Genomic DNA, 24,819 nt, shown 5'->3' on the forward strand with positions numbered 1-24,819 from the left:
TCTGAAAGGCTCGTATGACCGACTCCGCTCCTGACACAGTTCACGACGTCATCATCATCGGTTCGGGTCCGGCTGGGTATACGGCAGCCCTTTACACGGCGCGCGCGCAGTTGGCCCCGCTGGTCTTCGAGGGCACCTCGTTCGGCGGTGCGCTGATGACCACGACCGAAGTGGAGAACTACCCTGGTTTCCGCGACGCCATCATGGGCCCGGAGCTGATGGACCAGATGCGCGAGCAGGCGTTGCGTTTCGGGGCAGACCTGCGGATGGAAGACGTCGAGTCGGTGTCGCTGGACGGCCCGGTGAAGTCGGTCGTCACGGCCGAGGGAGAGACCTTCAAGGCTCGGGCCGTGATCTTGGCGATGGGCGCCGCCGCGCGTTACCTGCAGGTGCCCGGCGAGCAGGAGTTGCTGGGCCGTGGGGTGAGCGCATGCGCCACCTGCGACGGATTCTTCTTCCGCGACCAGGACATCGCCGTGATCGGCGGCGGCGACTCGGCGATGGAAGAAGCGACGTTCCTGACGCGCTTCGCCCGTAGCGTGACGTTGGTGCACCGCCGCGAAGAATTCCGCGCATCGCGAATCATGCTCGACCGTGCTCGCAACAACGACAAGATCGAGTTCGTCACCAACGCCGCCGTGGTCGCGGTCGACGGCGATGGCACGGTGACCGGATTGAGGTTGCGCGACACGGTAACTGGCGAAGAGTCCACCCTTGCGGTGACCGGTGTGTTCGTCGCGATCGGACACGATCCGCGGTCGGCCCTGGTGCGCGACGTCGTCGACGTAGATGCTGAAGGCTACGTACTCGTCAAGGGGCGCACCACAAACACCTCGCTCGAGGGTGTCTTCGCGGCCGGCGATCTGGTGGACCACACCTACCGGCAAGCGGTCACGGCCGCGGGCAGCGGCTGTGCGGCGGCTATCGACGCCGAGCGCTGGTTGGCCGAGCAGGAAGAGGCGGAAGCCGTCGACGGAAAGTCGGCAGCTGGAAATGCGGACAATACCGATTTGATTGGAGCACCACGATGAGCGATGCCGAAAAAGCCGGGGCCACAAAGGAAGTCTCTGACGCGTCCTTCTCCACGGATGTGTTGTCCAGCGATAAGCCTGTGCTGGTTGACTTTTGGGCGACATGGTGCGGACCGTGCAAGATGGTCGCACCCGTCCTCGAGGAGATCGCGGCCGAGCGATCCGATCAGCTGACCGTCGCCAAGCTCGACGTTGACGCAAACCCGGATACGGCCCGCGACTTCCAGGTGGTGTCGATCCCCACGATGATCCTGTTCAAGGATGGCCAGCCAGTGAAGCGGATTGTGGGCGCGAAGGGTAAGGCGGCACTGCTGCGCGAGTTGTCTGACGCCGTTCCCAACCTCACCTGACCGCATCTGCGCTTTCGGATGATGCCCCGCCGTTTAGCCTGGGGTTTTCCCGAAATTGAGAAGGATCTGCGACAATACCGCTTAGCTGAAGTGCGTTTGTGCCTGTCAGTTTGTCCCGGAGGGCCCTTGGTATGTCGAGTCCGCGCCGCGAAAATGGCGACGCGCTGCGCTGTGGTGACCGCAGCGCAGCTGTGACCGAGATCCGGGCCTCGCTGGCTGCGTTAGGGCTACTGGACAACGCCGACGAAGACTTGACCACGGGCCGGCATGTCGCTCTCGAGGTCTTCGATGCCGAGCTCGACCAGGCGGTCCGTGCCTTCCAGCAACATCGGGGCCTGCTGGTGGACGGCATCGTCGGCGAGGCTACCTACCGGGCGCTGAAAGAGGCTTCGTATCGGCTCGGGGCCCGCACGCTCTACCACCAATTCGGCGCTCCCCTCTACGGTGACGACGTCGCGACGCTGCAGGCCCGGCTACAAGACCTGGGTTTCTACACGGGCCTGGTCGACGGACATTTCGGCTTGCAGACCCACAGTGCGTTGATGTCATACCAACGCGAGTACGGGATGGCCGCCGACGGCATCTGCGGCCCGGAAACCTTGCGCTCCTTGTACTTTCTGAGTTCGCGGGTCAGCGGTGGCTCGCCCCACGCGATTCGCGAAGAAGAGCTGGTCCGCCGGTCCGGCCCCCGGCTATCGGGCAAGCGGATCATCATCGATCCGGGCCGCGGCGGCGGCGACCACGGTTTGATCGCACCCGGGCCGGCAGGTCCGATCAGCGAAGCAGATATATTGTGGGACTTGGCCAGTCGGCTCGAGGGCCGGATGACAGCGATCGGCATGGAGACCTTTTTATCCCGGCCCACCAACCGCAGCCCTTCGGATGCCGAACGTGCCGCTACGGCCAACAACGTCGGCGCGGACTTGATGATCAGCCTGCGCTGCGAAGCTCAGGTCAGCCCCGCGGCCAATGGCGTGGCCTCGTTCCACTTCGGCAATTCGCACGGTTCGGTGTCGACCATCGGTCGCAATCTCGCGGACTTCATTCAGCGAGAAGTGGTGGCCCGCACCGGACTACGAGATTGCCGGACGCATGGTCGCACCTGGGACCTACTGCGACTGACGCGGATGCCCACCGTCCAGGTCGACATCGGCTACTTCACCAACCTGGGTGATCGTGACATGTTGCTCGCCACGCAAACGCGCGACGCGATTGCCGAAGGCATCCTCGCCGCGGTCAAGCGTCTCTATCTGCTCGGCAAGAACGACCGGCCCACCGGCACGTTCACCTTCGCCGAGTTGCTTGCTCACGAATTGTCGGTGGAACGGACGACACGGCTCGGCGGTTCTTAGCCGTTCTGCTTGTTTTGCAACGTATTTCCCGCCTTCAAAACATTGCTGGAACCGGCGCCGACCGGCTCCTGTAGCTGAGCGTTCGCCAGCAAGCGCTCCAGAGCGGCTTCCACTTCGGCCTTCCAACCCAGACCCTTGTCCAGCTCCAGGCGTAGCCGCGGGAAGTACGAATGTGGGGCCACCACAACGAAACCCACGTCTTTCAAGAACTCCGCATCGATGATGCACCGCTCCACCGAGCAGTCTCCGAGGGATTCCAGCACCGGGCGCACGTCGGGGTCGGCCCGCTGCGGGTCCACCAACTCTGAAGCCGCCGGTGTGCGACCGAAGGCTTCGAGCGCCCGGACTCCGCGTCGCATCAATTCGTCGATGACTCGCGCAAGAAGACTATGCGGCAAGTCGTCGGCAGCATGCCCCAGTTCGATACCCATCGACGTCAGCAGCACCGCGTCCGGAGACACCGGCGCGGTCGGAAACCGATGCGCCCTCGGAACCGCGCCCGGCGGGGCATACAGGACGTAGCCCAGGCAGGGAGGTTCGCCGTGACTCTGCTCGTCGGGAATCGCGGTCGCGACTTGACCGCACGACCCCCACTCCAGCATCACCATGGACAGCCATGCCTCTTTTTCGAATTCCGGATCGGCGAGGTGATCCTGGTCGCCGAGGGTCGCGGGATCGACCTCCCAGAAGACACAGCGGCGCGCATGCTTGGGAAGCTGCTCGAAGGCTTCGAGCCGCAGTGGCGTGATTCGAGCAGACACTAGCCTCCTGGCTCCCGTGCGTATCGCAGCGCGATGCCGCAAGCCCGGCTGTCCGCCGGCTGACGTGCAGCACCCAACCTCTCCAGGATAGGAGAGTTTGTCGTTCTCGGGCCAGTGTTGACCCTGCCACGTCGACGCGGCCGGCGGAACGTTCCGGGAACCGCTGCCGCCGCCGGCTGCTTTCCCAAAAGTCTTGATGCGCACCGGAACTCGGCATCCGAGAGGGTTGGAGCGCGCCCGGAAAGGCCCGCGTTGTCACAGTGACGTAATTACACGGTGTAACCGGTTATGCCTTGGGCGGGGCCATGGTGTCGATAATTCGCTGGAGATCCTCGACCGAGGCGAATTCGACCACGATCCTCCCCTTGCGCTTGCCCAGGCTGACCGTCACCCGAGTATCGAAGGCATTCGACAGCCGATCGGCGACATCCTGCAGTCCGGGCATCTGGATCGGCTTGCGGCGCTGCGGAGTTGGCGCCGCCGTGTCGCCGCGGTTGGCCAGGGTCACGGCCTCTTCGGTCGCGCGCACCGACAGACCCTCCGCAACGATGCGGCTCGCCAGGTCTTCCTGTGCCTCGGGGCCGGACTCCAGCGATAGCAGCGCTCGGGCGTGGCCGGCGGACAGCACGCCTGCCGCCACTCTGCGCTGCACCGGGATTGGCAGTTTGAGCAAGCGAATCATATTAGTGATCAGGGGGCGCGACCGTCCGATTCGCGAAGCCAGTTCGTCATGGGTGACCCCGAACTCGTCGAGCAGCTGCTGGTAGGCCGCCGCTTCTTCCAACGGGTTCAGCTGTGCGCGGTGGATGTTCTCGAGCAAAGCATCGCGCAGCAGGTTGTCGTCGGTCGTCTCCCGCACGATCGCCGGGAGGGTGGCCAGGCCCGCCGCCTGGGCTGCCCGCCAGCGTCGCTCCCCCATCACGATCTGGTAACGCGCGCCGCCCGGCGAGGGGGTTACCGCCCGCACCACGATGGGCTGCAAGAGGCCGAACTCGCGGATCGAGTGCACCAGTTCGGCCAGCGCCTCGTCGTCGAACACCTGCCGCGGCTGTCGCGGGTTGGGCTCGATGTCCGCCGGCGAGATCTCGCGGTACACCGCACCCATCTCAGCGGCGGCGGGCGGCGGCCCCCCGATCAGGACGTCGGCGGCCGCATCTCCCATCCGCGGGCCAAGGGTCGCCGGTCCGGAATCGCCCTCGGCGGGGCCGGTCGGGATCAGCGAAGCCAGGCCGCGGCCGAGGCCGCCCTTCTTGCGTAGTGGCTGCGTCATGGTCGTCCCTTCACGGATGGTAATTAATCACGCTGCGCGAGTTCGCGGCTCGCGTCGAGATAGCTCATCGCCCCGCGCGAACCGGGATCGTAATCGATGATGGTCATGCTGTAGCCGGGCGCCTCCGACACCTTGACGCTGCGCGGGATGACGGTGCGTAACACCTTGTTGCCGAAGTAGCGACGCACCTCCTCGGCGACCTGGTCGGCGAGCTTCGTCCGGCCGTCGTACATGGTGAGGATTACCGTCGTCACGTCGAGCTGTGGGTTGAGATGCGCCTTCACCATTTCGATGTTCCGCATCAGCTGTGACACACCCTCGAGTGCGTAGTACTCGCACTGGATCGGGATGAGCACCTCTGGCGCGGCGACGAGTGCGTTGATCGTCAGCAGGCCCAGTGACGGCGGGCAGTCGACGAAGACGTAATCGAAGTCGAAGTGCTCGAGCTCTGCCAGCGCATTGCGCAACCGATTTTCGCGCGCGACCATGCTGACCAATTCGATCTCGGCACCAGCCAGATCGATCGTCGACGGAACGCAGAACAGGCGGTCGGAGTGTGGACTGCGGCGCAGCGCGGTCTCGATCGTCTCCTCACCGAGAAGCACTTCGTACGACGAGGGCGTGCCGGCTTGCCGATCGGTAATGCCGAGCGCCGTGCTTGCGTTGCCTTGCGGGTCGAGATCGATGACGAGCGTCTTGAGTCCCTGCACTGCGAGCGCGGCGGCGAGGTTGACCGCGGTGGTCGTCTTGCCGACGCCGCCCTTTTGGTTGGCGATGGTGAAGACCCGGCGGTGGCTTGGTCGGCGAAGCGGCGGGTACGTGGTGTGCAGGACGCGCATCGCGCGTTCGGCCGCGGCGCCGATCGGGGTGTCGAATTCGTTCGATGTTTCACGTGAAACATCCGCGGCGACTTCGCGTGGCGGCTCGTCCGCGAGGGGTGGTGCTTCCTCTGACACCGCCGGCGGGACGGGCGCGACTGCCGGTTGCGGCGCTCGCACGCTCGGACCCAAGCCTCCGGATCGATCCCGGGGAGAGCTCATCGCTGTCTCCTGTCCGCCCTTGGTGGCAATCCGCGACGCGACTGCGCTGCGCGTTGCGCTACCACCACGGTTGCGGGCGGATGCAAATAGCTCGCGCCACATGTCACCACCCTGACATCAACTGCATTCAACGCTGCCATCCCACGCCGGTGTTCTTCGACTTCGTCGGGAGCGCGCTCCCCCTTGATCGCGATCATGCGTCCGCCCGGCCGTAGCAACGGCATGCTCCACTTCGTCAACTTGTCCAACGCTGCGACCGCGCGCGACATCGCGACATCCCGGTTGCCGAACTGCTTCCGTATCCCAGGCTCTTCGGCGCGGCCGCGCACCACTTCGATGGTCAACCCTAGTTCGGCGACGACCTCTTTGAGAAACTCGCTCCGGCGCAACAGCGGCTCCAGGAGCGCGATGTCCAAATCGGGCCGCGCGATCGCCAGCGGTATGCCGGGCAACCCCGCCCCGCTGCCGATGTCGACCACCCGCTCACCTTGGTCAAGCAACTCGGCAACCGCCGCACTATTTAAGAGGTGGCGGTCCCAGATGCGATCCACTTCGCGCGGACCCAGCAGGCCGCGCTCCACACCCGTCGTCGCGAGGGTCTCCGCGTACCGCTGCGCAAGATCGAGCCGCTGCCCAAAGATCTCGGGCGCTGCTTCGGGTGCAGGGCCCGGGCCCGGCGCGTCCCCCGCATCGGCAGCCGCATCCGACCGGTCAAAACCGCCGACATGTTTCACGTGAAACATTCCTCCGGTCTTCGGACCTAGACACCGCGCCGCGCGGGATGAACTACAACGCTGTAACCCGGTGTCGACTAGTCGTGTAGGACGACGACGCGGCGGCTCGGCTCCACGCCTTCGCTTTCGCTGTGCACACCAGAGACTGCCGCGACGGCATCGTGAACGATCTTCCGCTCGAACGGGGTCATCGGTTTGAGCTCTTCTCGCTCGCCGCTTTCCAACACCCGCCGTGCCACCTTGTCACCCAACGCCGCCAATTCCTCGCGGCGCCGCCGACGCCAACTCGCGATGTCAAGCATCAGTCGGCTGCGCACGCCCGTCTTTTGATGCACCGCGAGGCGGGTCAGTTCCTGGAGCGCATCCAGCACTTCGCCGCCACGGCCGACCAACTTGGTCAAGTCGTCGCTCCCGTCGATGCTGACGATTGCCCGGTTGCCTTCGACGTCCAGGTCGATGTCGCCGTCGAAGTCCAACAGGTCCAGCAGCTCTTCCAAATAGTCGCCGGCGATCTCTCCCTCGGCGACCAACCGCTCCTCTAGGTCGTCGCCGTCCTCGGCGCCGGCTTCCGTCGCCGCCTCGTCTTCGGCCTCATCGTCGACCGCGAGTTGGGTATCCAATTCGCGCTCAGTGGTGTCAGCGTCCGTCATTTTCTCTCCCTCATCTATGGGTCCGTCCCTGCCTCATTCCGGTCACTCTCCGGAGACGGCCCGGTAAAGCTGTGCCGCTGTCGTCAGCGCTTCCGTCTCTTCGGCCGAGCCCCGGGTCTGGGTGTGCGGCTACCCGGCCCGTTGGTGCCCCCGGCCGCATCCGGTTTCTCCGGGGCAGCGTCCGGTGTTTTCGCTTCCGGCCCGTCGCCCTCGGCATCCGTCGTCGGCGCGCTTTCGTCGCCAGCCGTCGACGGGCCGTTACCGTTCGCCGGCGCCGCTTTGCGTTTCGGCTTGGCCCCCGGAAGCGGAGCGTTGGCGGCTCGACGCTGCAGCACTTCTTGCTTCTTGGCCTCGTCCTCTTTCTCAATCATGTTGAAGACGTAGTGCTGCTGTCCGAAGGTCCAGATGTTGTTGGCGAACCAGTACAAGATGATGGCCAACGGCAGGAACGGTCCACCGACCACCACCCCCAGCGGAAACACGTACAGAGCCATTTTGTTCATCATCGCGGTCTGCGGATTGGCGGCGGCCTCCGGACTTTGGCGCGCCACCGATGCCCGGCTGTTGAAGTAGGTGGCGATGCCCGCCATGATCATCACCGGGGCGCCGACCAAGATCACCGACGGGCGGCTGAAATCGATGAAGGCATCCAACCCGGTGCGCTGTGTCATGGATGCACCGATCGGTGCACCGAACAGATTCGCGTCCAGGAAGTGCCCGACGTCGACCGGGCTGAACATGTAGTTGCCCGTCATGCGGTTCTGGACCACCGACATCTGAGGTTGTCCAAAGCCGCCCGTGGTGCGGTTGAACGAACGCAACACGTGATAGAGCCCGAGGAAAACCGGGATCTGGGCGAGCATCGGCAAGCAGCCCAGGATCGGGTTGAACCCGTGCTCGCGTTGCAGCTTCTGCATCTCGAGCGCCATGCGCTGACGATCCTTGCCGTACTTCTTTTGCAGCGCCTTGATCTGTGGCTGCAGTTCTTGCATCTGGCGGGTGGTGCGGATCTGACGCACGAACGGCTTGTAGAGCAGTGCCCGCAGCGTGAACACGAGGAACATCACCGACAGCGCCCACGCGAAAAAGTTCGACGGCCCCAGCAACGCCCCGAAGAACTTGTACCAAACCCACATGATCCACGACACCGGGTAGTAGACGAAGTCGAGGCTGAACACATCAAACAAAAGATTCACTCTCCCCTCGCGGCGCCGGGGCGACCCCGACGGCGCTGGTGTCTTCGAAGGTCACCGGGCAACCCCGGTGTTCTGAAGCACGCTCCGGTATCGGGTCCCATCCTCCCCGATGCCATGGTCCACATTTGGCGAGCCGAACTCCCGCCAACCAGCTCCCCCGGATCAAGCCGTATTCGGTGAGCGACTCGACGGCGTACTGACTGCAGGTCGGCATGAAGCGACACGTCGCCGGTCGCAAAGGGGACACCATGTGCCGATAGAGCTGGATCAGAAAAACCAGTCCACGCACTACGGTCCTGCTCGCGCTGGCCACTCCCGCGCGCACCGGCGCCGCGACGGTCAACGGCCCGTCCCCGCCCGTTCGAACGCGCGCCGCAGACCTCTGCGTAACTCCTGCTCCAACCACGCCGACGACACCTGCCGACTGCTGGGCAACGCTCGGATGACCACTTGGTCGCCCTGATGAAGATCGGCCAGCATGCCTCGAACGGCGTGTCGGAGCCGTCGTGATACCCGATGGCGATCGACGGCCGAGCCGACCGACTTGGCGACGATCAGCCCGACCCGCGGCCCGTCCCCCACCTCGCGCTCATCCGCCCGGCGGACGTGAACGACCAGATCGGGCTGCGCCGCGCGCATCCCGTATCTCACTGTCGCGTCGAATTCCCGTGACCGCCGCATGCGATTGCGTGCGGGTAGCACCGCCACCAAGCCTGTCGGTCAGATCAGGCAGATAGCGCGCGGCGGCCCTTACGCCGCCGGCCAGACACGATGGCACGCCCGGCACGCGTACGCATGCGCAAGCGGAAACCGTGCACACGAGCTCGGCGCCGGTTGTTCGGCTGGAAGGTCCGCTTGCCCTTGGCCACGGCGTTCTCCTCGTTCTGTCTCGCTAGAAGCTTTCCCGGCTATCCGGCCGCTCACGTTTAGCTCAACTAGATTGCTTCGTGATTCGGTCGAAAAGTGGTCGTGCTGCCTGGCCGGCGCGGTCCCCGGGTACATATCTCCTGGGTCGCAGCCGTATCGCCGACTTTCGGGCGACTGTATGAGGGTACTGAGGAGCGTTCGCTGGGTCAAACTTGGCCTGCGCCAACGAACCCAAGGACACCCAAGATGAAATCTCGGCTATCGGCGCTGCCCGACGGGCATGACGTCATGGACAAGCCGCAGCACGCCCCAACACACCCTAAATAACCCGATTGGAATGCAACGGAACTGTTGGCAGCCGCACGGAAAACTGTTAGCTTCGGGCAATGCCGTTTCAGACCGGAACGGCGCTCGACAACGAAGCATGATGGCGGATCTACTAGCTGTGCAGGCGGCCTAGCCGGGCTGGTCTCCAGCCCGCAGATCGCGAGCCTTCGCCGATAGGTTGCGGCCCGCATACGCCTATCCTGTCCACACCTGTGTATAACTATGTGGACAGCTGCTTTGTCGCCAAGCATGGGTGTACCGGACCAGGGAGATGCATCGTTGACCGATGACCCCGGTTCTGGTTTCACGACAGTGTGGAACGCGGTCGTTTCTGAACTCAACGGCGATTCGGATGCCGACGGCGTAACCGCTAACCGCACAGCCCTCGTCACTCCGCTGACTCCTCAGCAGCGCGCGTGGCTGAATCTCGTTCAGCCGCTGACCATTGTCGAGGGCTTCGCCCTCCTCTCGGTGCCGAGCAGCTTCGTACAAAACGAGATTGAACGTCATCTGCGCACCCCGATCACCGATGCGCTCAGCCGCCGGCTCGGACAACAGATTCAACTCGGAGTCCGCATCGCTCCGCCTTCCGAAGACGGCGAGGAGACCCCGTTCCAGCCGGGCGACACCTTCGCCGACGACATCGGGCTAGAGACGTCGGGTGACGCCGACGAGGCCGACGAGAACGGTGAGGCGGGCGGCGTTGAACAGAGTTGGCCCAACTACTTCGCCGAACGTCCACACAGCAACGACGCGGCCGCGGCCGCCGGCGGAACCAGCCTCAACCGGCGCTATACCTTCGAGACCTTCGTCATCGGGGCCTCCAATCGGTTCGCCCACGCCGCAGCCCTGGCCATCGCCGAAGCACCGGCGCGCGCCTACAACCCCCTCTTCATCTGGGGCGAGTCGGGGCTGGGCAAAACCCACTTGTTGCACGCCGCAGGCAATTACGCACAGCGGCTGTTCCCCGGCATGCGCGTCAAGTACGTGTCCACCGAGGAATTCACCAACGACTTCATCAACTCGCTTCGCGACGATCGCAAGGTCGCGTTCAAGCGCAGCTATCGCGATGTCGACGTGCTGCTGGTTGATGACATCCAGTTCATCGAGGGCAAAGAGGGTATCCAGGAAGAGTTCTTCCACACCTTCAACACCTTGCACAACGCCAACAAGCAGATCGTCATCTCGTCCGATCGGCCGCCCAAACAACTCGCCACCCTCGAAGACCGGCTGAGAACCCGCTTCGAGTGGGGCCTGATCACCGACGTCCAACCACCCGAACTGGAAACCCGCATCGCGATTCTGCGCAAGAAAGCACAGATGGAGCGACTAGCGGTGCCCGACGACGTACTCGAGCTCATCGCCAGCAGCATCGAGCGCAACATCCGTGAGCTCGAGGGAGCTCTGATCCGGGTTACCGCGTTCGCCTCGCTGAACAAGACGCCAATCGACAAGTCACTGGCCGAAATTGTGTTGCGCGACCTGATCGCCGATGCCAGCACCATGCAGATCAGTGCCGCGACCATCATGGCCGCCACCGCTGAATACTTCGATACCACCGTCGAGGAGTTGCGGGGGCCAGGGAAGACCCGAGCACTCGCCCAGTCACGTCAGATCGCGATGTATCTATGCCGCGAGCTGACCGATCTGTCACTACCCAAGATCGGCCAGGCATTCGGCCGTGACCACACCACGGTCATGTACGCGCAGCGAAAGATCTTGTCCGAGATGGCCGAGCGGCGTGAGGTCTTCGATCACGTCAAAGAACTCACCACTCGCATCCGTCAGCGCTCCAAGCGCTGATTCCCCCCACCGCGCGCCAAACTTTTTCAAAAAACTTCTCGCGCGTCTGTAACTCCAGCCACACCCGAACGATGTGGGCAGCGTTGTGTACAAACGTGCCAAACAACCGTGCAGCGATCGGCCCCCAAGTGCACACCCCTGGCCCATCCCCAGCGGCTCAACATCGGCTGCACAGTTACCAACCGTGTCATCCACAAGCGGATCGCACGGCTAGCTGCACCGAGGCGTACCTGTCCCCAGAATGCACAGGCCTTAATACTGGTACTGAGATCTCTCCGTAGTTTCTTCTTTGAAGAACAGCCTTGGGGACGCCTCGTTACACAGCGCCCGGGAACCTCTCATCCACTCGGTTTGTCGGCCACTGCGATTAGCTTTCAAGATGGGCGCAGAAGCTCTACGGTTGTGATTCGACTCCCGTTGTGGACATCGTGGCGCATGACCCCGCCATCGGCGTTCGTCGCGGGGCCCCCAAGCTAGCGGGGCGAAAGGCTAGCTGCCGGATTTGAACTTGGTAGGTGAAGGGACGCTATGGACGTGGCGACGACAACTGCTGGCCTCACCGATCTGAAGTTTCGCCTGGTCCGAGAATCTTTCGCCGACGCGGTCTCGTGGGTTGCGAAGAATCTGCCGAGCCGGCCGGCGGTCCCAGTTCTTTCCGGTGTGCTGTTGACCGGGTCGGATGCGGGCCTGACGATCTCGGGATTCGATTACGAGGTTTCCGCAGAAGCACAGGTGGCAGCCGAAATAGCTTCTCCGGGAAGCGTTTTGGTGTCAGGAAGGCTGTTATCCGATATCACCCGGGCGTTGCCGGACAAGCCGATCGACTTTTACGTCGACGGCAATCGGGTCGCACTGACGTGCGGTAGCGCCAAATTTTCGTTGCCGACGATGGCGGTCGAGGATTACCCGACGTTGCCGACACTGCCGGAAGAAACCGGAACGTTGCCGTCGGATTTGTTCGCCGAGGCGATCAGCCAGGTCGCGATTGCCGCCGGCCGTGACGACACGCTACCGATGCTGACCGGCATCCGGGTTGAGATCTCGGGTGAGACGGTCGTTTTGGCCGCCACCGACAGGTTCCGCCTGGCGGTCCGTGAGCTGACGTGGTCGGCGTTGTCTCCCGACATCGAAGCGGCGGTGCTGGTACCGGCCAAGACCCTGGCCGAGGCCGCGAAAACCGGTACCGACGGCGCCGATGTTCGGTTGTCGCTGGGCGCCGGCGCGGGAGTGGGAAAAGACGGGTTGCTCGGTATCAGCGGCAATGGCAAGCGCAGTACCACGCGACTACTGGATGCCGAGTTTCCGAAGTTCCGTCAGTTGTTGCCCGCCGAGCACACGGCGGTCGCGACCATCAAGGTGGCCGAGTTGACCGAGGCCATCAAGCTGGTTGCGCTGGTCGCCGACCGGGGTGCGCAGGTGCGGATGGAATTCGCCGAAGGGACGTTGCGGCTTTCGGCCGGTGCCGACGATGTCGGTCGGGCCGAGGAAGAACTTGCAGTCGACTTCTCCGGTGAGCCGTTGACGATCGCCTTCAACCCGACGTATCTGACTGACGGACTCAGCTCGGTGCACGCCGACCGGGTGTCGTTTGGCTTCACCACCCCGGGCAAGCCGGCGTTGCTGCGGCCGGCTTTCGACGAGGACAGCCATCCGACGGGCAGCGGCCCGTTTTCCGCGTTGCCCACGGACTACGTCTACCTGCTGATGCCAGTTCGGTTGCCCGGATAGGTGTACGTCCGGCATTTGGGACTCCGTGATTTTCGGTCCTGGGCACACGCCGACCTCGAGCTCGAACCGGGCCGGACGGTCTTCGTCGGTCCCAATGGTTTTGGGAAGACGAATTTAGTTGAGGCCCTGTGGTATTCGACAACTTTGGGTTCTCACCGGGTGGGAACGGATGCACCGTTGATTCGGGCGGGTGCCACTCGGGCGGTGATTTCAACGATCGTGGTCAACGAAGGGCGCGAATGCGCGATTGATTTGGAGGTTGCCGCGGGACGGGCGAACAAGGCTCGGTTGAACCGCTCCCCGGTGCGCAGCACTCGCGAGGTGGTCGGGGTATTGCGTGCGGTGTTGTTTGCTCCGGAAGATTTGGCCCTGGTCCGCGGGGATCCGGCGGATCGGCGTCGCTATCTCGACGATTTGGCGACCGTGCGCCGGCCGGTTATCGCCGCGCTGCGCGCGGATTACGACAAGGTGCTGCGACAGCGCACCGCGCTTTTGAAGTCGTTGGCGGGGGCACGACATCGCGGCGACCACGGCGCGTTGGACACCCTCGATGTGTGGGATAGCAGATTAGCCGAGCATGGGGCCGAATTGATGGCCGCCCGTATCGATCTGGTGAACGAGTTGGCACCGGAGGTGGAGAAGGCTTACCAGCTATTGGCACCGGGATCGAGGTCGGCGGCGATCAACTACCGGACCAGCGTCGACGGTTTGGGCTCCGACGGCGCGGGCTACGCGGTCAGCGACCGGGAATTTTTGGAAGCCGCGCTGCTGGCCGCATTGGCGGCGCGGCGTACCGCCGAATTGGAACGTGGGGTGTGTCTGGTGGGTCCGCACCGCGACGATTTGGAGTTGCGTCTTGGGGATCAACCGGCGAAAGGCTTTGCCAGCCATGGAGAATCGTGGTCTTTCGCGGTGGCGCTCAGGCTAGCCGCCTACGAGTTGTTGCGCGCGGAGGGCAGTGATCCGGTGTTGTTGCTCGACGATGTGTTCGCCGAACTCGACGCGGCCCGCCGCCGGGCACTGGCTGCCGTGGCGGAATCCGCAGAACAGGTGTTGGTAACCGCGGCGGTGCTGGAAGATATCCCGTCGGGCTGGGACGCTAGGCGGGTGCACATCGACTTGCAAGACGCTGACATCGGACGGGTCTCGGTGATGCAGTCATGACCGGCACCGACGACCAGCCGGATACCGTTCGCCGTGAACAACCAAGTGGGCTAAGTGGTATTGACTTGGTGCGGCGCACCCTCGAGGAGGCTCGTGCGGCTGCGCGAGCACAGGGCAAGGACGCCGGACGCGGGCGCGGAGGCAATCCCGTTGCCCGCCGGGTCGCCGGGCAACGGCGAAGCTGGTCGGGTCCCGGCCCCGACGTCCGCGATCCGCAACCGATGGGACGGGTCGCTCGTGACCTTGCGAAAAAGCGCGGCTGGTCGGGCCGCGTCGCGGAGGGCACGGTCCTGGGCCACTGGACATCGGTGGTAGGTCATCAGATCGCCGACCACGCAACTCCGACGGCCCTCAATGAGGGGGTGCTCAGCGTGGCAGCCGAGTCCACCGCCTGGGCAACCCAGTTACGGATGATTCAAGCGCAGTTGTTGGCGAAGATCGCCGCGGCGGTGGGCAACGGTGTGGTGACGTCGTTGAAAATCACCGGACCGGCCGCACCTTCCTGGCGCAAGGGTCCTCGACACATCTCCGGTCGGGGGCCTCGTGACACCTACGGCTGACACCATCGACCGGTCCGGCGCTGCCGGCGACACGCCGTCAACAAGGCGTTAAGGATAGCCCCCTCAGATCCGCGAGAACGATACGGACCCCCGCGACGCACGTCCGGACGCGCCGTCAATAAAGAAATTGGGCACACGGCGCGTCCAGATAGGCAGAAACGCTCCCAGAAAATCGGTCCCGTCCCCCGTTCACGGTAGAGTGGACGGCATGCGGCTGCTGCGGTGACTGGACCGCCCGCATGAAACCCCGAGGAGAGCATTCCGACCGTGGCTGCCCAGAAGAAGAAGGCGCAAGACGAATACGGCGCTTCAGCGATCACCGTGCTCGAAGGGCTCGAGGCCGTCCGCAAGCGTCCCGGCATGTATATCGGGTCAACCGGGGAGCGAGGCCTGCACCACCTCATTTGGGAGGTGGTCGACAACTCGGTGGACGAGGCGATGGCCGGCTATGCCAGCCAGGTGGACGTGCGGATCCTCGAAGACGGGGGCGTCGAGGTCGTCGACGACGGCCGCGGTATCCCGGTAGCCATGCACTCCACCGGTGCCCCCACTGTCGACGTCGTGATGACGCAGCTCCATGCGGGCGGCAAGTTCGGAGGCGAAAACAGCGGCTACACGGTCAGCGGCGGATTGCACGGTGTTGGGGTCTCGGTGGTCAACGCCCTGTCCCGCCGGCTGGAGGTCGACATCTCCCGCGACGGCCACGAGTGGTCGCAGTACTACGAGCGCGCGGTGCCCGGAACCCTCAAACAGGGTGAGGCCACCAAGAAGACGGGAACCACGATCAGGTTCTGGGCCGACCCCGACATCTTCGAAACCACCGACTACGACTTCGAGACGGTGGCGCGCCGGCTGCAGGAGATGGCATTCCTGAACAAGGGATTGACGATTAACCTCACCGACGAGCGGGTGACCCAGGAACAGGTCGTCGATGACGTGGTCAGCGACACGGCCGAAGCACCCAAGACGGCCGAGGAGAAGGCGGCCGAATCGTCTGCGCCGCAGAAGGTCAAGCGCCGCACCTTCCACTATCCGGGCGGGTTGGTGGACTTCGTCAAGCACATCAACCGCACCAAGAGCCCAATTCAGCAGAGCATCATCGACTTCGACGGCAAGGGCACCGGTCACGAGGTCGAAATCGCGATGCAGTGGAACAGCGGATACTCCGAGTCGGTGCACACCTTCGCCAACACGATCAACACCCACGAGGGCGGCACCCACGAGGAGGGCTTCCGCAGCGCGCTGACGTCGGTGGTCAACAAATACGCCAAAGACAAGAAACTGCTCAAAGATAAAGACGCCAACCTCACCGGCGACGACATCCGCGAAGGCCTGGCCGCTGTGATCTCGGTCAAAGTCAGCGAACCGCAGTTCGAGGGCCAGACCAAGACCAAGCTGGGCAACACCGAAGTCAAGTCGTTTGTGCAGAAGGTGTGCAACGAACAACTCACCCATTGGTTCGAAGCGAACCCGTCCGAGGCGAAGACTATTGTGAACAAGGCGGTCTCCTCGGCGCAAGCCCGTATCGCGGCGCGTAAGGCGCGAGAGTTGGTGCGCCGCAAGAGCGCTACCGACCTCGGTGGGCTGCCGGGCAAGCTGGCCGACTGCCGCTCTACCGATCCGCGCAAGTCGGAACTCTATGTGGTGGAGGGTGATTCGGCTGGCGGCTCGGCAAAGAGCGGCCGCGACTCGATGTTCCAGGCCATCCTTCCGCTGCGCGGCAAGATCATCAACGTGGAAAAGGCGCGGATTGACCGCGTTCTGAAAAATACTGAAGTCCAGGCGATTATCACCGCGCTGGGAACCGGCATTCACGACGAATTCGATATCACCAAACTCCGCTATCACAAGATAGTGCTGATGGCCGACGCCGATGTGGACGGCCAGCACATCTCGACGCTGTTGTTGACGCTGTTATTCCGATTCATGCGGCCACTCCTCGAGAACGGCCACGTTTTCCTCGCGCAGCCGCCGCTGTACAAGCTGAAGTGGCAGCGCAGTGAACCCGAGTTCGCCTACTCCGACCGCGAACGTGACGGGCTGCTGGAGGCCGGCCGGGCGGCGGGTCGAAAGATCAACGCCGAGGACGGCATCCAGCGTTACAAGGGCCTCGGCGAAATGGATGCCAAGGAGTTGTGGGAAACCACAATGGACCCGTCCGTGCGAGTGCTGCGTCAGATCACGCTGGACGACGCCGCCGCGGCCGACGAGCTGTTCTCCATTCTGATGGGTGAGGACGTCGAGGCCCGGCGCAGCTTTATCACCCGAAACGCCAAAGACGTTCGCTTCCTGGACGTTTAAGAAGTCGAGACGGCTAGCTCTCACGACCGAAGGAACACATGACTGACACCACTTTGCCGCCGAGCGGCGAAGCCGGCGACCGCATCGAACCGGTGGACATTCAGCACGAGATGCAGCGTAGCTACATCGATTACGCGATGAGCGTGATCGTAGGCCGCGCACTGCCGGAGGTGCGGGACGGTCTCAAGCCGGTGCACCGCCGCGTGCTCTACGCGATGTTCGACTCCGGGTTCCGCCCGGACCGCGGTCACGCGAAATCCGCACGCTCCGTTGCCGAGACGATGGGTAACTACCACCCGCACGGCGACTCTTCGATCTACGACACCCTGGTCCGGATGGCGCAGCCGTGGTCGCTGCGCTACCCGCTGGTCGACGGGCAGGGCAATTTCGGCTCACCAGGCAACGATCCCCCAGCGGCCATGCGGTACACCGAGGCGCGGCTGACTCCGCTCGCCATGGAGATGCTGCGCGAAATCGACGAGGAGACAGTCGATTTCATCCCGAACTACGACGGGCGCGTGCAGGAGCCAACGGTTCTGCCCAGCCGCTTCCCGAACCTGTTGGCCAACGGGTCCGGCGGCATCGCCGTCGGTATGGCCACCAACATTCCGCCGCACAACCTGGGCGAGCTCGCCGAGGCAGTGTTCTGGTGCCTGGACAATCACGAGGCCGACGAAGAGGCCACGCTGGCCGCGGTCTGCGAGCGGGTCAAGGGGCCAGACTTCCCGACGTACGGTTTGATCGTCGGCTCACAAGGGATTCACGACGCCTACACGACCGGTCGCGGCTCGATCCGGATGCGCGGAGTTGTTGAAGTAGAAGAAGATTCGCGCGGCCGTACCTCGATCGTCATCACCGAATTGCCCTACCAGGTCAATCACGACAACTTCATCACCTCGATCGCCGAGCAGGTTCGCGACGGCAAGCTTGCCGGGATCTCCAACATCGAGGACCAGAGCAGTGACCGGGTCGGTTTGCGGATTGTCGTCGAGGTCAAGCGCGACGCCGTCGCCAAGGTGGTGCTGAACAACCTCTACAAGCACACCCAGCTGCAGACCAGCTTCGGCGCCAACATGCTGAGCATCGTCGATGGTGTGCCGCGCACCCTGCGCCTCGACCAGATGATCCGCTACTACGTCGCACACCAACTCGACGTGATCATTCGGCGGACCACCTACCGGTTGCGTAAAGCCAACGAGCGGGCCCACATTCTGCGCGGTCTGGTCAAGGCGCTTGACGCACTGGACGAAGTCATCGCCTTGATCCGGGCGTCGGAAACCGTCGACATCGCCCGGACCGGCTTGATCGAACTGCTCGATATCGACGAGATCCAGGCCCAGGCCATCCTGGACATGCAGCTGCGCCGGCTGGCGGCCCTGGAGCGCCAGCGCATCGTCGACGACCTGGCCAAGATCGAAGCCGAGATCGCCGACCTGGAAGACATTTTGGCCAAGCCGGAACGACAGCGCCGGATCGTGCACGACGAGCTCGCCGAGATCGTCGAGAAGCACGGTGACACGCGTCGCACCCGCATCATCGCGGCCGACGGCGACGTCAACGACGAGGACCTGATCGCCCGCGAGGATGTCGTCGTCACGATCACCGAAACCGGATACGCCAAGCGCACGAAGACCGACCTGTACCGCAGCCAGAAACGCGGCGGCAAGGGCGTGCAGGGCGCCGGGCTCAAGCAGGACGACATCGTCGCGCACTTCTTCGTGTCCTCGACGCACGACTGGATCCTGTTCTTCACCACACAGGGGCGGGTGTATCGGGCCAAGGCCTACGAGCTGCCGGAGGCGTCCCGGACGGCGCGCGGGCAGCACGTCGCCAACCTGCTGGCTTTCCAGCCCGAGGAACGCATCGCGCAGGTCATTCAGATCAAGAGCTACGAGGATGCGCCTTATCTGGTGCTGGCCACCAAGAACGGTCTGGTCAAAAAGTCCAAGCTGACCGACTTCGACTCGAACCGCTCGGGTGGGATCGTCGCGGTCAACCTGCGCGACGGCGACGAGCTGGTCGGTGCCGTGCTGTGCTCCTCGGAGGAGGATCTGCTCCTGGTCTCGGCCAACGGGCAATCGATCAGGTTCTCGGCGACCGACGAGGCGCTGCGCCCGATGGGCCGCGCCACGTCGGGTGTCCAGGGCATGCGATTCAACGAGGACGACCGGCTGCTGTCGCTGAACGTGGTCCAGGAAGGCATGTTCCTGCTGGTCGCGACGGCCGGTGGTTATGCCAAACGCACCGCGATCGAGGAGTACCCGGTGCAGGGCCGCGGCGGCAAGGGAGTTCTGACGGTCCAGTACGACCGCCGGCGTGGCAGTCTGGTGGGGGCCTTGATCGTCGACGACGACAGCGAGTTGTATGCGATCACCTCGGGTGGCGGCGTCATCCGCACCGCGGCGCGCCAGGTGCGCAAGGCCGGGCGGCAGACCAAGGGCGTTCGGTTGATGAACTTGGGTGAGGGCGACACCCTGTTGGCCATCGCCCGCAACGCCGAGGAAAGCGCTGACGAGGAGATCGAGGAAATCGAGGGCGCCGAGGAGTCGGAGAGCTAACCCGGGTCGAGCAGTGGCCTGCCAACGGACTGTCGCTGGGCCCGGGCAATTAGACTCAGCCCGACCAGAGAAATGCGAGTGCCACCGACCGGGCGGCCAAGGCAGCAGAGGTAAGGAGTCTCCGGTGACCTCACCGAGCGAGCCGGGTGCCCCCAAACAGGGCGATGGCCAGAACGGCGACGTTTCGGCCGAGCGCACCGGTGCGCACCAGCGGGGGGCGCCCGGCCAGGGGGGCGGGGATACGCCACCGTGGCAGCGCGGCGCCGCCCGGGCCGCCAATCCGGCGAATCGCCAGGCCGAGCCGCCGACCGAGCGACCGCACGGCCCGCCTCCTGGTGTTGACGCCCGGGTGAATCGCTTTATCTCGGGCGGCAACCCGCAGGGGCCCGGCGGGCAAGGGCACCCCAAGAGCCACGAGTACGAAGGGCACACCCGTGGCGATGCGGCGCCAAACGAGGCCTACGCCAGCGAGCTCCCCGATCTGTCCGGACCGCTTCCACGCGGAACGCAACGCAAGACCACGCCCGAACGCGGCCCGGAGACGACACAAACGACGGGCTCGGGGCGCTCGACGACCGGCGAATCCCGGGAGAATCGCGACAGCCTCATTCAGGTGTCGCGGCGCAAAGGGGGCCCCGTTCGGGCCAGCATGCAGATCCGCCGGATCGATCCGTGGAGCACGTTGAAAGTGTCCCTGATGCTTTCGGTGGCGGCGTTCTTCGTCTGGATGATCGCCGTGGCATTCCTCTACCTAGTGCTCGGCGGCATGGGGGTGTGGGCCAAGCTCAACAGCAACGTCGGTGACCTGTTGAACAACACCAGCGGCAGTAGTGGAGAGTTGGTGTCGAGTGGGACGATCTTCGGCGGCGCCGTGCTGATCGGGTTGGTCAACATCGTCTTGCTCACCGCGATGGCCACGATCGGCGCGTTCGTGTACAACCTGACGACCGACCTGATCGGCGGCGTCGAAGTCACGCTGGCGGATCGCGATTAGTGCAGGTTTTGGGGTGGAGCGGCGAGTGCGGTAATCTCGGCGCTCGGCCGTACGCGTATACGGGCCTATAGCTCAGGCGGTTAGAGCGCTTCGCTGATAACGAAGAGGTCGGAGGTTCGAGTCCTCCTAGGCCCACAACCATGTGCCCGTCAAGACGTTGTGTGAGACTTGCATGGCCGTTGGCATTGATTGTCTTGGTGGCGGCGGCGGTGCGGTCACGGCGTGGCGTCGAAGTATGGCACGTGGCAGCAGTCGATACCGCACCCATTGAACATCAAGAGGGGCCTTAGCTCAGTTGGTAGAGCACTGCCTTTGCAAGGCAGGTGTCAGGGGTTCGATTCCCCTAGGCTCCACAAAATCGAAAGCGCATTCGGAATTCCGGCGCGCCGTCGAATTGCAGACTCTCCCATAGACGTTGGCCGGATCTCGGGGCCGCCTCATTTGCTGTTGGGCGATGAACTCGATTTGCGGGCGCGGCCACACGATTAGTTGTATGGTGCGCCTCATGATGAAATCAGCGCGGGTTGCCGGCACCGTGACGCTGGGGGCGGCACTCACGATCGGCGGAATCGGAATTGGCATCGGAATGGCTCCTCCCGCGTCGGCGGGCTGTCAGGGCACCATCATTCCGGGAGAATCTTATTGCGACAAACCCGTAGGCCCGAATGGGGTTTGGGAGCGGTGCCACCAGGCCGCCAGCTACCCGGTCTACGGCGGCAAGGGCGTGATCGAGGACATCACCCCGCCGCCGGAGTGCTACCCGGTGGACCCGGCGCAGCCCGTGCCGCTCGGGCAGCCGCCGAATCACATCGACGACTGATCAGCGCTCGGTGCGACTCGCAGGCGATGCCGTCGTTGTCCCGGTCTAGTTTTTGCTGGTAGGCCGGGTCACCGCGCGGGATGTTGTAACGCCCGCCTGCTGCAGCCGCCTTGGAATTGGCGTAGGGCGGGCGCGACAGTCAGGCAGATACCGAGCGCAGCGGCAATTGTGGCCAGTGCGGCCAGCACAACGCGCATCTCCGTGACGAGCCGAGTTCGGTAAGACGCACAAGCCTTCAGGCGTTCGGCCTACTGAGGTTCGACGGTCGGCACTGAGGCCTACGTTCAGGTCGGCCCTCTGGGCGGAACGGTAGAGCGCACAGCCGATTCGCAGCCAGACGGTACGGGGCGACGGATGGCGATTGGCCGCAGTGCAATCGGTGAAATTTCGGGCGCTAGTTCGGGAGCCGCATCAGGGGCGCGGCTGCACGTCCACACTGGGCGGCCGCGGAGACGGATCGGGGTCGTCGCGGTTCGTCGAGCGCCGGACGATGCTGAACGCGGCCGCTCCGCCGGCCAGGACCACGATGGCGGCTCCCGCGATCAACAATGGCCGCCTGCCGCGACGACGTTGGGATTTGCGCGCGTCTTGCAGTGCCTGCGGCAGGTTCGAGACCACTTCCTGCGCGGCGGCGAGCTCTTGGGCGATCGTTTCCTGTGCCGCGGCGATTTCGCGAGATAGTTGGCCCTGGCGGTACCGGCGCCGCAACTGCGACGCGGTCGACTGCACGGAGTGGGCCCCCAATCCGATGACACCGCAGGTGACGTCCACCGGTCCCACCGCCGAGTACGTCAGGCCTCGAGACAGTCGCTGCCTGGGGGTCAGCTGTGCTTCCGCCTTCGCGCTCATCTGCCGCCTTTCTGTGCCGCTCGTGGACCTACAGACTGCCACCATAAAAACATCGGCGGGTCTATTACCGCGCGACGTCGGCATTTTCGGCACCGAGCGACACCGGGTGCGGGCGGCCCCGCGGGTAATGGCAGACTCTCGTGTCGTGACCAACAGCCCGAATCAGACTGCCACTGCCACACTGCACACCAACCGCGGCGACATCAAGATTGCCCTGTTCGGAAACCACGCGCCCAAGACGGTCGCCAACTTCGTCGGCCTGGCGCAGGGCACCAAGGAGTACTCGACCCAGAACGCTTCGGGGAGTCCTTCCGGTCCGTTCTACGACGGCGCGGTCTTTCACAGAGTGATCCAGGGCTTCATGATCCAGGGCGGCGACCCGACCGGTACCGGACGCGGCGGCCCCGGCTACCAGTTCGCTGACGAGTTCCACCCCGAGCTGCAGTTCGACAAGCCCTACTTGCTGGCGATGGCCAATGCTGGTCCGGGCACCAACGGCTCGCAATTTTTCATCACCGTCGGCCAGACGCCGCACCTCAACCGGCGCCACACGATCTTCGGCGAGGTGACCGACGCCGAGTCGCAGAAGGTGGTCGACGCGATCGCCACGACGTCCACCGATGGCAACGACCGTCCGACCGACGCGGTCGTCATCGAGTCGATCACGATCTCGTAGACCGGCTGCTAGCTAAGCCGGCGCAGCGCCGTTTCGACCGGCGTAGCCGGCAGCGGTAAGCGCGTCGAGCACCTCCAACGGCTCGGTGCCGAGGTCCCAGCGGGAGAACAGCACCAGGCCCTCGTCGGCGGTTTCGACTTCGAGGAACCGCACCTTGCGCCCGAGGCGGCGGAACTCGGTGATCCGGATGATCTTGATGTCGGAGCGCTGCAATACCTGCGTCCGGAACCACCCTCGGATGACCAAACCGGCGGGGGTAATTGCCAGTTTTGGGCGCGCACGCCACGTCGCGCCCGCAAACACGAGCAGACCCGCCCCGGCAATCCCCGCAAGGACTCGCCCCGGCGGGTCTGTGACCACGGTCACACTCGCGATAGCCATGACGAACCCGCCAAGGCCACAACCAGCGACTCCCGCAGCACGCGGTTCCCACTGTGTTTGCTGCATGCGGTCCTTAACCCCTCCCACCACTGCCGATGCAGTTATCCACATCAGCTATCAACAGTGGGGATAAATCACACGCGTGTGATTGGGTGTTCACAAGGTTGCTGGCTCAGCCGCAGATCCACCCAGAGATGAATTCATTCGCGATTTGATCTTGGTTAGTGCCAGCGCATGGTGAGCAACAAGCCGGTGATCATGAAAGCGAACGCGATCGCGTAGTTCCAGGGACCCAGTTGCGCCATCCAGGTGAGAGCGGCCGGTGCCTGGCTTCCGACGGCGGCCAACTGGAACACCATCAGCCAGACGAGACCGATCAGCATGAGACCTACGAACAGCGCGACGAACCACACGCTGGACGGTCCGACCTTCACTTTCACCGGCGTCCGGCTGACCGCGCTGACGGTGAAGTCGTTCTTCTTGCGGACCTTGGACTTGGGCATGATTACCTCGAGATCACGGTGAGCGGGACGGGGTGCAACGATAGCTGTTGTAGCCACCCGCAGGACTTGGTTACGAGATTAACCCACCTGGCACCCCGGCCAGGAAATTGGAGACTCGATGATCCAGACCCGCCGGTCACCCTGGCGCTTCGGTGTCCCTTTGGTTTGCCTGCTGGCCGGACTGCTGCTGGCGGCCACGCACGGGGTGTCCGGCGGTGCGGAGATCCGCCGCAGCGACGCACCGCGGCTGGTCGATTTGGTGCGTGAGACGCAGGCCTCGGTGAATCGCCTCAAGGCCGAACGCGAAGAACTGGCCGGCAAGATCGACTCGACGCATCTGAGATCTTCCGACGCCGCGTTGGCGGCCATGCTGCGGCGTTCGGCGGAGCTGGCCGGTGAGGCGGACATGAACCCGGTCCACGGCCCGGGTCTGGTGGTGACGCTCGATGACGCTCAGCGCGACGCCAACGGCCGCTTCCCGCGCGACGCCTCCCCCGACGACCTGGTGGTGCACCAGCAAGACATCCAGGCTGTCCTGAACGCCCTCTGGAGTGCCGGCGCGGAGGCGGTCCAGATGCAGGATCAGCGGATCATCGCCACGTCGGTGCCGCGCTGCGTCGGCAACACGCTACTGCTCAATGGCCGTACCTACAGCCCGCCGTACACGATCACCGCGATCGGCAACGCCACCACTATGCAGGCGGCCCTGGGCGCCGCTCCCCTGGTGATTCTGTACAAGCAGTACGTCGTCCGGTTCGGGCTCGGCTACCACGAGGACGTCACACCCGACGTGCAGATCGTCGGCCACACTGAACCGGTCCGAATGCATTTCGCGCGGCCGGCCGGCCCTGTCGGCTACTGAGGGCCACTGAGCAGCATCCGCGGCACGGCCGGGCGGTAACCT

The 24,819-nt window shown here is 64.3% G+C and carries 26 protein-coding genes and 2 tRNA genes; 15 read left to right on the forward strand and 13 right to left on the reverse strand.

Going from position 1 to position 24,819, the window contains the following annotated elements:
* Positions 1-14 precede the first annotated feature (14 nt).
* The 3 genes from trxB (at position 15) to OK015_RS01400 (ending at position 2,733) form a co-directional block, all read left to right on the forward strand.
* Positions 15-1,031 carry a thioredoxin-disulfide reductase gene (gene trxB, locus OK015_RS01390; RefSeq protein WP_268128672.1) on the forward strand — a complete coding sequence of 339 codons (1,017 nt, stop codon included), beginning with the start codon at positions 15-17 and terminating at the stop codon, positions 1,029-1,031.
* Complete coding sequence (trxA, locus tag OK015_RS01395; RefSeq protein WP_268128674.1) at positions 1,028-1,381, forward strand: thioredoxin; 354 nt, start codon at positions 1,028-1,030, stop codon at positions 1,379-1,381. The genes trxB and trxA overlap by 4 nt, the downstream gene beginning before the upstream one ends.
* Before the next feature lie 131 nt (positions 1,382-1,512).
* Complete coding sequence (locus tag OK015_RS01400) at positions 1,513-2,733, forward strand: N-acetylmuramoyl-L-alanine amidase (RefSeq protein ID WP_268128675.1); 1,221 nt, start codon at positions 1,513-1,515, stop codon at positions 2,731-2,733.
* Here OK015_RS01400 and OK015_RS01405 read toward each other — a convergent pair.
* The 9 genes from OK015_RS01405 to rpmH all read right to left on the reverse strand — a co-directional run bounded on the left by OK015_RS01405 (position 2,730) and on the right by rpmH (position 9,253).
* Positions 2,730-3,494: an acetyltransferase gene (locus OK015_RS01405; protein ID WP_268128676.1), complete on the reverse strand. Its 765-nt coding sequence runs from the start codon at positions 3,492-3,494 to the stop codon at positions 2,730-2,732. The two genes, OK015_RS01400 and OK015_RS01405, sit on opposite strands and share 4 nt — an antisense overlap.
* 286 nt (positions 3,495-3,780) lie before the next feature.
* Complete coding sequence (locus OK015_RS01410) at positions 3,781-4,764, reverse strand: ParB/RepB/Spo0J family partition protein (RefSeq protein WP_268128677.1); 984 nt, start codon at positions 4,762-4,764, stop codon at positions 3,781-3,783.
* Between the two features lie 23 nt (positions 4,765-4,787).
* Complete coding sequence (locus tag OK015_RS01415; protein ID WP_442791186.1) at positions 4,788-5,804, reverse strand: ParA family protein; 1,017 nt, start codon at positions 5,802-5,804, stop codon at positions 4,788-4,790.
* The gene (gene rsmG / locus OK015_RS01420; RefSeq protein ID WP_268128679.1) at positions 5,801-6,547 is read right to left on the reverse strand and encodes a 16S rRNA (guanine(527)-N(7))-methyltransferase RsmG; all 747 of its coding nucleotides are present in this window, start codon (positions 6,545-6,547) and stop codon (positions 5,801-5,803) included. The genes OK015_RS01415 and rsmG overlap by 4 nt, the downstream gene beginning before the upstream one ends.
* A 68-nt stretch (positions 6,548-6,615) precedes the next feature.
* Complete coding sequence (locus OK015_RS01425; protein ID WP_268128680.1) at positions 6,616-7,188, reverse strand: Jag family protein; 573 nt, start codon at positions 7,186-7,188, stop codon at positions 6,616-6,618.
* Positions 7,189-7,271: 83 nt separating this feature from the next.
* Positions 7,272-8,384, reverse strand: a complete 1,113-nt coding sequence (yidC, locus tag OK015_RS01430; protein WP_268128681.1) for a membrane protein insertase YidC — start codon at positions 8,382-8,384, stop codon at positions 7,272-7,274.
* Positions 8,368-8,727 (reverse strand): membrane protein insertion efficiency factor YidD, encoded by a 360-nt coding sequence (yidD, locus tag OK015_RS01435; RefSeq protein ID WP_268128683.1) that lies wholly within the window; start codon positions 8,725-8,727, stop codon positions 8,368-8,370. Before yidD ends, yidC begins: the two co-directional genes overlap by 17 nt.
* Positions 8,724-9,086, reverse strand: a complete 363-nt coding sequence (rnpA, locus tag OK015_RS01440) for a ribonuclease P protein component (protein ID WP_268132373.1) — start codon at positions 9,084-9,086, stop codon at positions 8,724-8,726. Before rnpA ends, yidD begins: the two co-directional genes overlap by 4 nt.
* Before the next feature lie 23 nt (positions 9,087-9,109).
* The gene (gene rpmH, locus OK015_RS01445; protein ID WP_003874369.1) at positions 9,110-9,253 is read right to left on the reverse strand and encodes a 50S ribosomal protein L34; all 144 of its coding nucleotides are present in this window, start codon (positions 9,251-9,253) and stop codon (positions 9,110-9,112) included.
* A 604-nt stretch (positions 9,254-9,857) separates the two neighbouring features.
* Between rpmH and dnaA the strand changes: the two genes are divergently transcribed.
* From dnaA to OK015_RS01495, 10 genes are all read left to right on the forward strand, one after another.
* Positions 9,858-11,381, forward strand: coding sequence for a chromosomal replication initiator protein DnaA (gene dnaA, locus OK015_RS01450; RefSeq protein WP_268128685.1), 1,524 nt, complete (start codon positions 9,858-9,860; stop codon positions 11,379-11,381).
* A gap of 528 nt (positions 11,382-11,909) precedes the next feature.
* Positions 11,910-13,109 (forward strand): DNA polymerase III subunit beta, encoded by a 1,200-nt coding sequence (gene dnaN / locus OK015_RS01455; RefSeq protein WP_268128687.1) that lies wholly within the window; start codon positions 11,910-11,912, stop codon positions 13,107-13,109.
* A complete protein-coding gene (gene recF / locus OK015_RS01460; RefSeq protein WP_268128689.1) occupies positions 13,110-14,273 on the forward strand; it encodes a DNA replication/repair protein RecF in 1,164 nt (387 codons plus the stop codon). It begins immediately after the preceding gene.
* Positions 14,270-14,833, forward strand: coding sequence for a DUF721 family protein (locus OK015_RS01465; protein ID WP_268128691.1), 564 nt, complete (start codon positions 14,270-14,272; stop codon positions 14,831-14,833). Before recF ends, OK015_RS01465 begins: the two co-directional genes overlap by 4 nt.
* A gap of 267 nt (positions 14,834-15,100) precedes the next feature.
* Positions 15,101-17,134, forward strand: a complete 2,034-nt coding sequence (gene gyrB / locus OK015_RS01470; protein ID WP_268128693.1) for a DNA topoisomerase (ATP-hydrolyzing) subunit B — start codon at positions 15,101-15,103, stop codon at positions 17,132-17,134.
* Between the two features lie 38 nt (positions 17,135-17,172).
* Entirely contained in the window at positions 17,173-19,692 is a 2,520-nt protein-coding gene (gene gyrA, locus OK015_RS01475; protein ID WP_268128695.1) for a DNA gyrase subunit A, read from the forward strand.
* A 124-nt stretch (positions 19,693-19,816) separates the two neighbouring features.
* The gene (locus tag OK015_RS01480) at positions 19,817-20,686 is read left to right on the forward strand and encodes a DUF3566 domain-containing protein (protein ID WP_268128697.1); all 870 of its coding nucleotides are present in this window, start codon (positions 19,817-19,819) and stop codon (positions 20,684-20,686) included.
* A 61-nt stretch (positions 20,687-20,747) separates the two neighbouring features.
* A tRNA-Ile gene (locus OK015_RS01485) sits at positions 20,748-20,821 on the forward strand.
* Positions 20,822-20,966: 145 nt separating this feature from the next.
* Positions 20,967-21,039 (forward strand) — tRNA-Ala (locus tag OK015_RS01490).
* Positions 21,040-21,191: 152 nt separating this feature from the next.
* Complete coding sequence (locus tag OK015_RS01495; RefSeq protein WP_268128699.1) at positions 21,192-21,506, forward strand: CDGP domain-containing protein; 315 nt, start codon at positions 21,192-21,194, stop codon at positions 21,504-21,506.
* Here the strand turns inward: OK015_RS01495 and OK015_RS29175 are convergent.
* Together OK015_RS29175 and cwsA are read right to left on the reverse strand one after the other, a co-directional pair.
* Positions 21,424-21,645, reverse strand: coding sequence for an excalibur calcium-binding domain-containing protein (locus tag OK015_RS29175; RefSeq protein ID WP_442791258.1), 222 nt, complete (start codon positions 21,643-21,645; stop codon positions 21,424-21,426). The genes OK015_RS01495 and OK015_RS29175 overlap by 83 nt on opposite strands.
* 272 nt (positions 21,646-21,917) lie before the next feature.
* Positions 21,918-22,355, reverse strand: a complete 438-nt coding sequence (gene cwsA, locus OK015_RS01505; protein ID WP_268128700.1) for a cell wall synthesis protein CwsA — start codon at positions 22,353-22,355, stop codon at positions 21,918-21,920.
* 127 nt (positions 22,356-22,482) lie between these two features.
* Between cwsA and OK015_RS01510 the strand changes: the two genes are divergently transcribed.
* Complete coding sequence (locus OK015_RS01510; protein WP_268128701.1) at positions 22,483-23,031, forward strand: peptidylprolyl isomerase; 549 nt, start codon at positions 22,483-22,485, stop codon at positions 23,029-23,031.
* A gap of 12 nt (positions 23,032-23,043) precedes the next feature.
* Here OK015_RS01510 and OK015_RS01515 read toward each other — a convergent pair whose 3' ends face one another.
* Positions 23,044-23,478, reverse strand: coding sequence for a PH domain-containing protein (locus tag OK015_RS01515; protein ID WP_268128702.1), 435 nt, complete (start codon positions 23,476-23,478; stop codon positions 23,044-23,046).
* 155 nt (positions 23,479-23,633) lie between these two features.
* Entirely contained in the window at positions 23,634-23,915 is a 282-nt protein-coding gene (gene crgA, locus OK015_RS01520) for a cell division protein CrgA (protein ID WP_268128704.1), read from the reverse strand.
* Between the two features lie 118 nt (positions 23,916-24,033).
* Between crgA and OK015_RS01525 the strand changes: the two genes are divergently transcribed.
* Complete coding sequence (locus OK015_RS01525; protein WP_268128705.1) at positions 24,034-24,777, forward strand: DUF881 domain-containing protein; 744 nt, start codon at positions 24,034-24,036, stop codon at positions 24,775-24,777.
* Positions 24,778-24,819 lie beyond the last annotated feature (42 nt).

Origin of the sequence: Mycobacterium sp. Aquia_216 (assembly GCF_026723865.1) — a bacterium.
Classification (GTDB): Bacteria; Actinomycetota; Actinomycetes; order Mycobacteriales; family Mycobacteriaceae; genus Mycobacterium.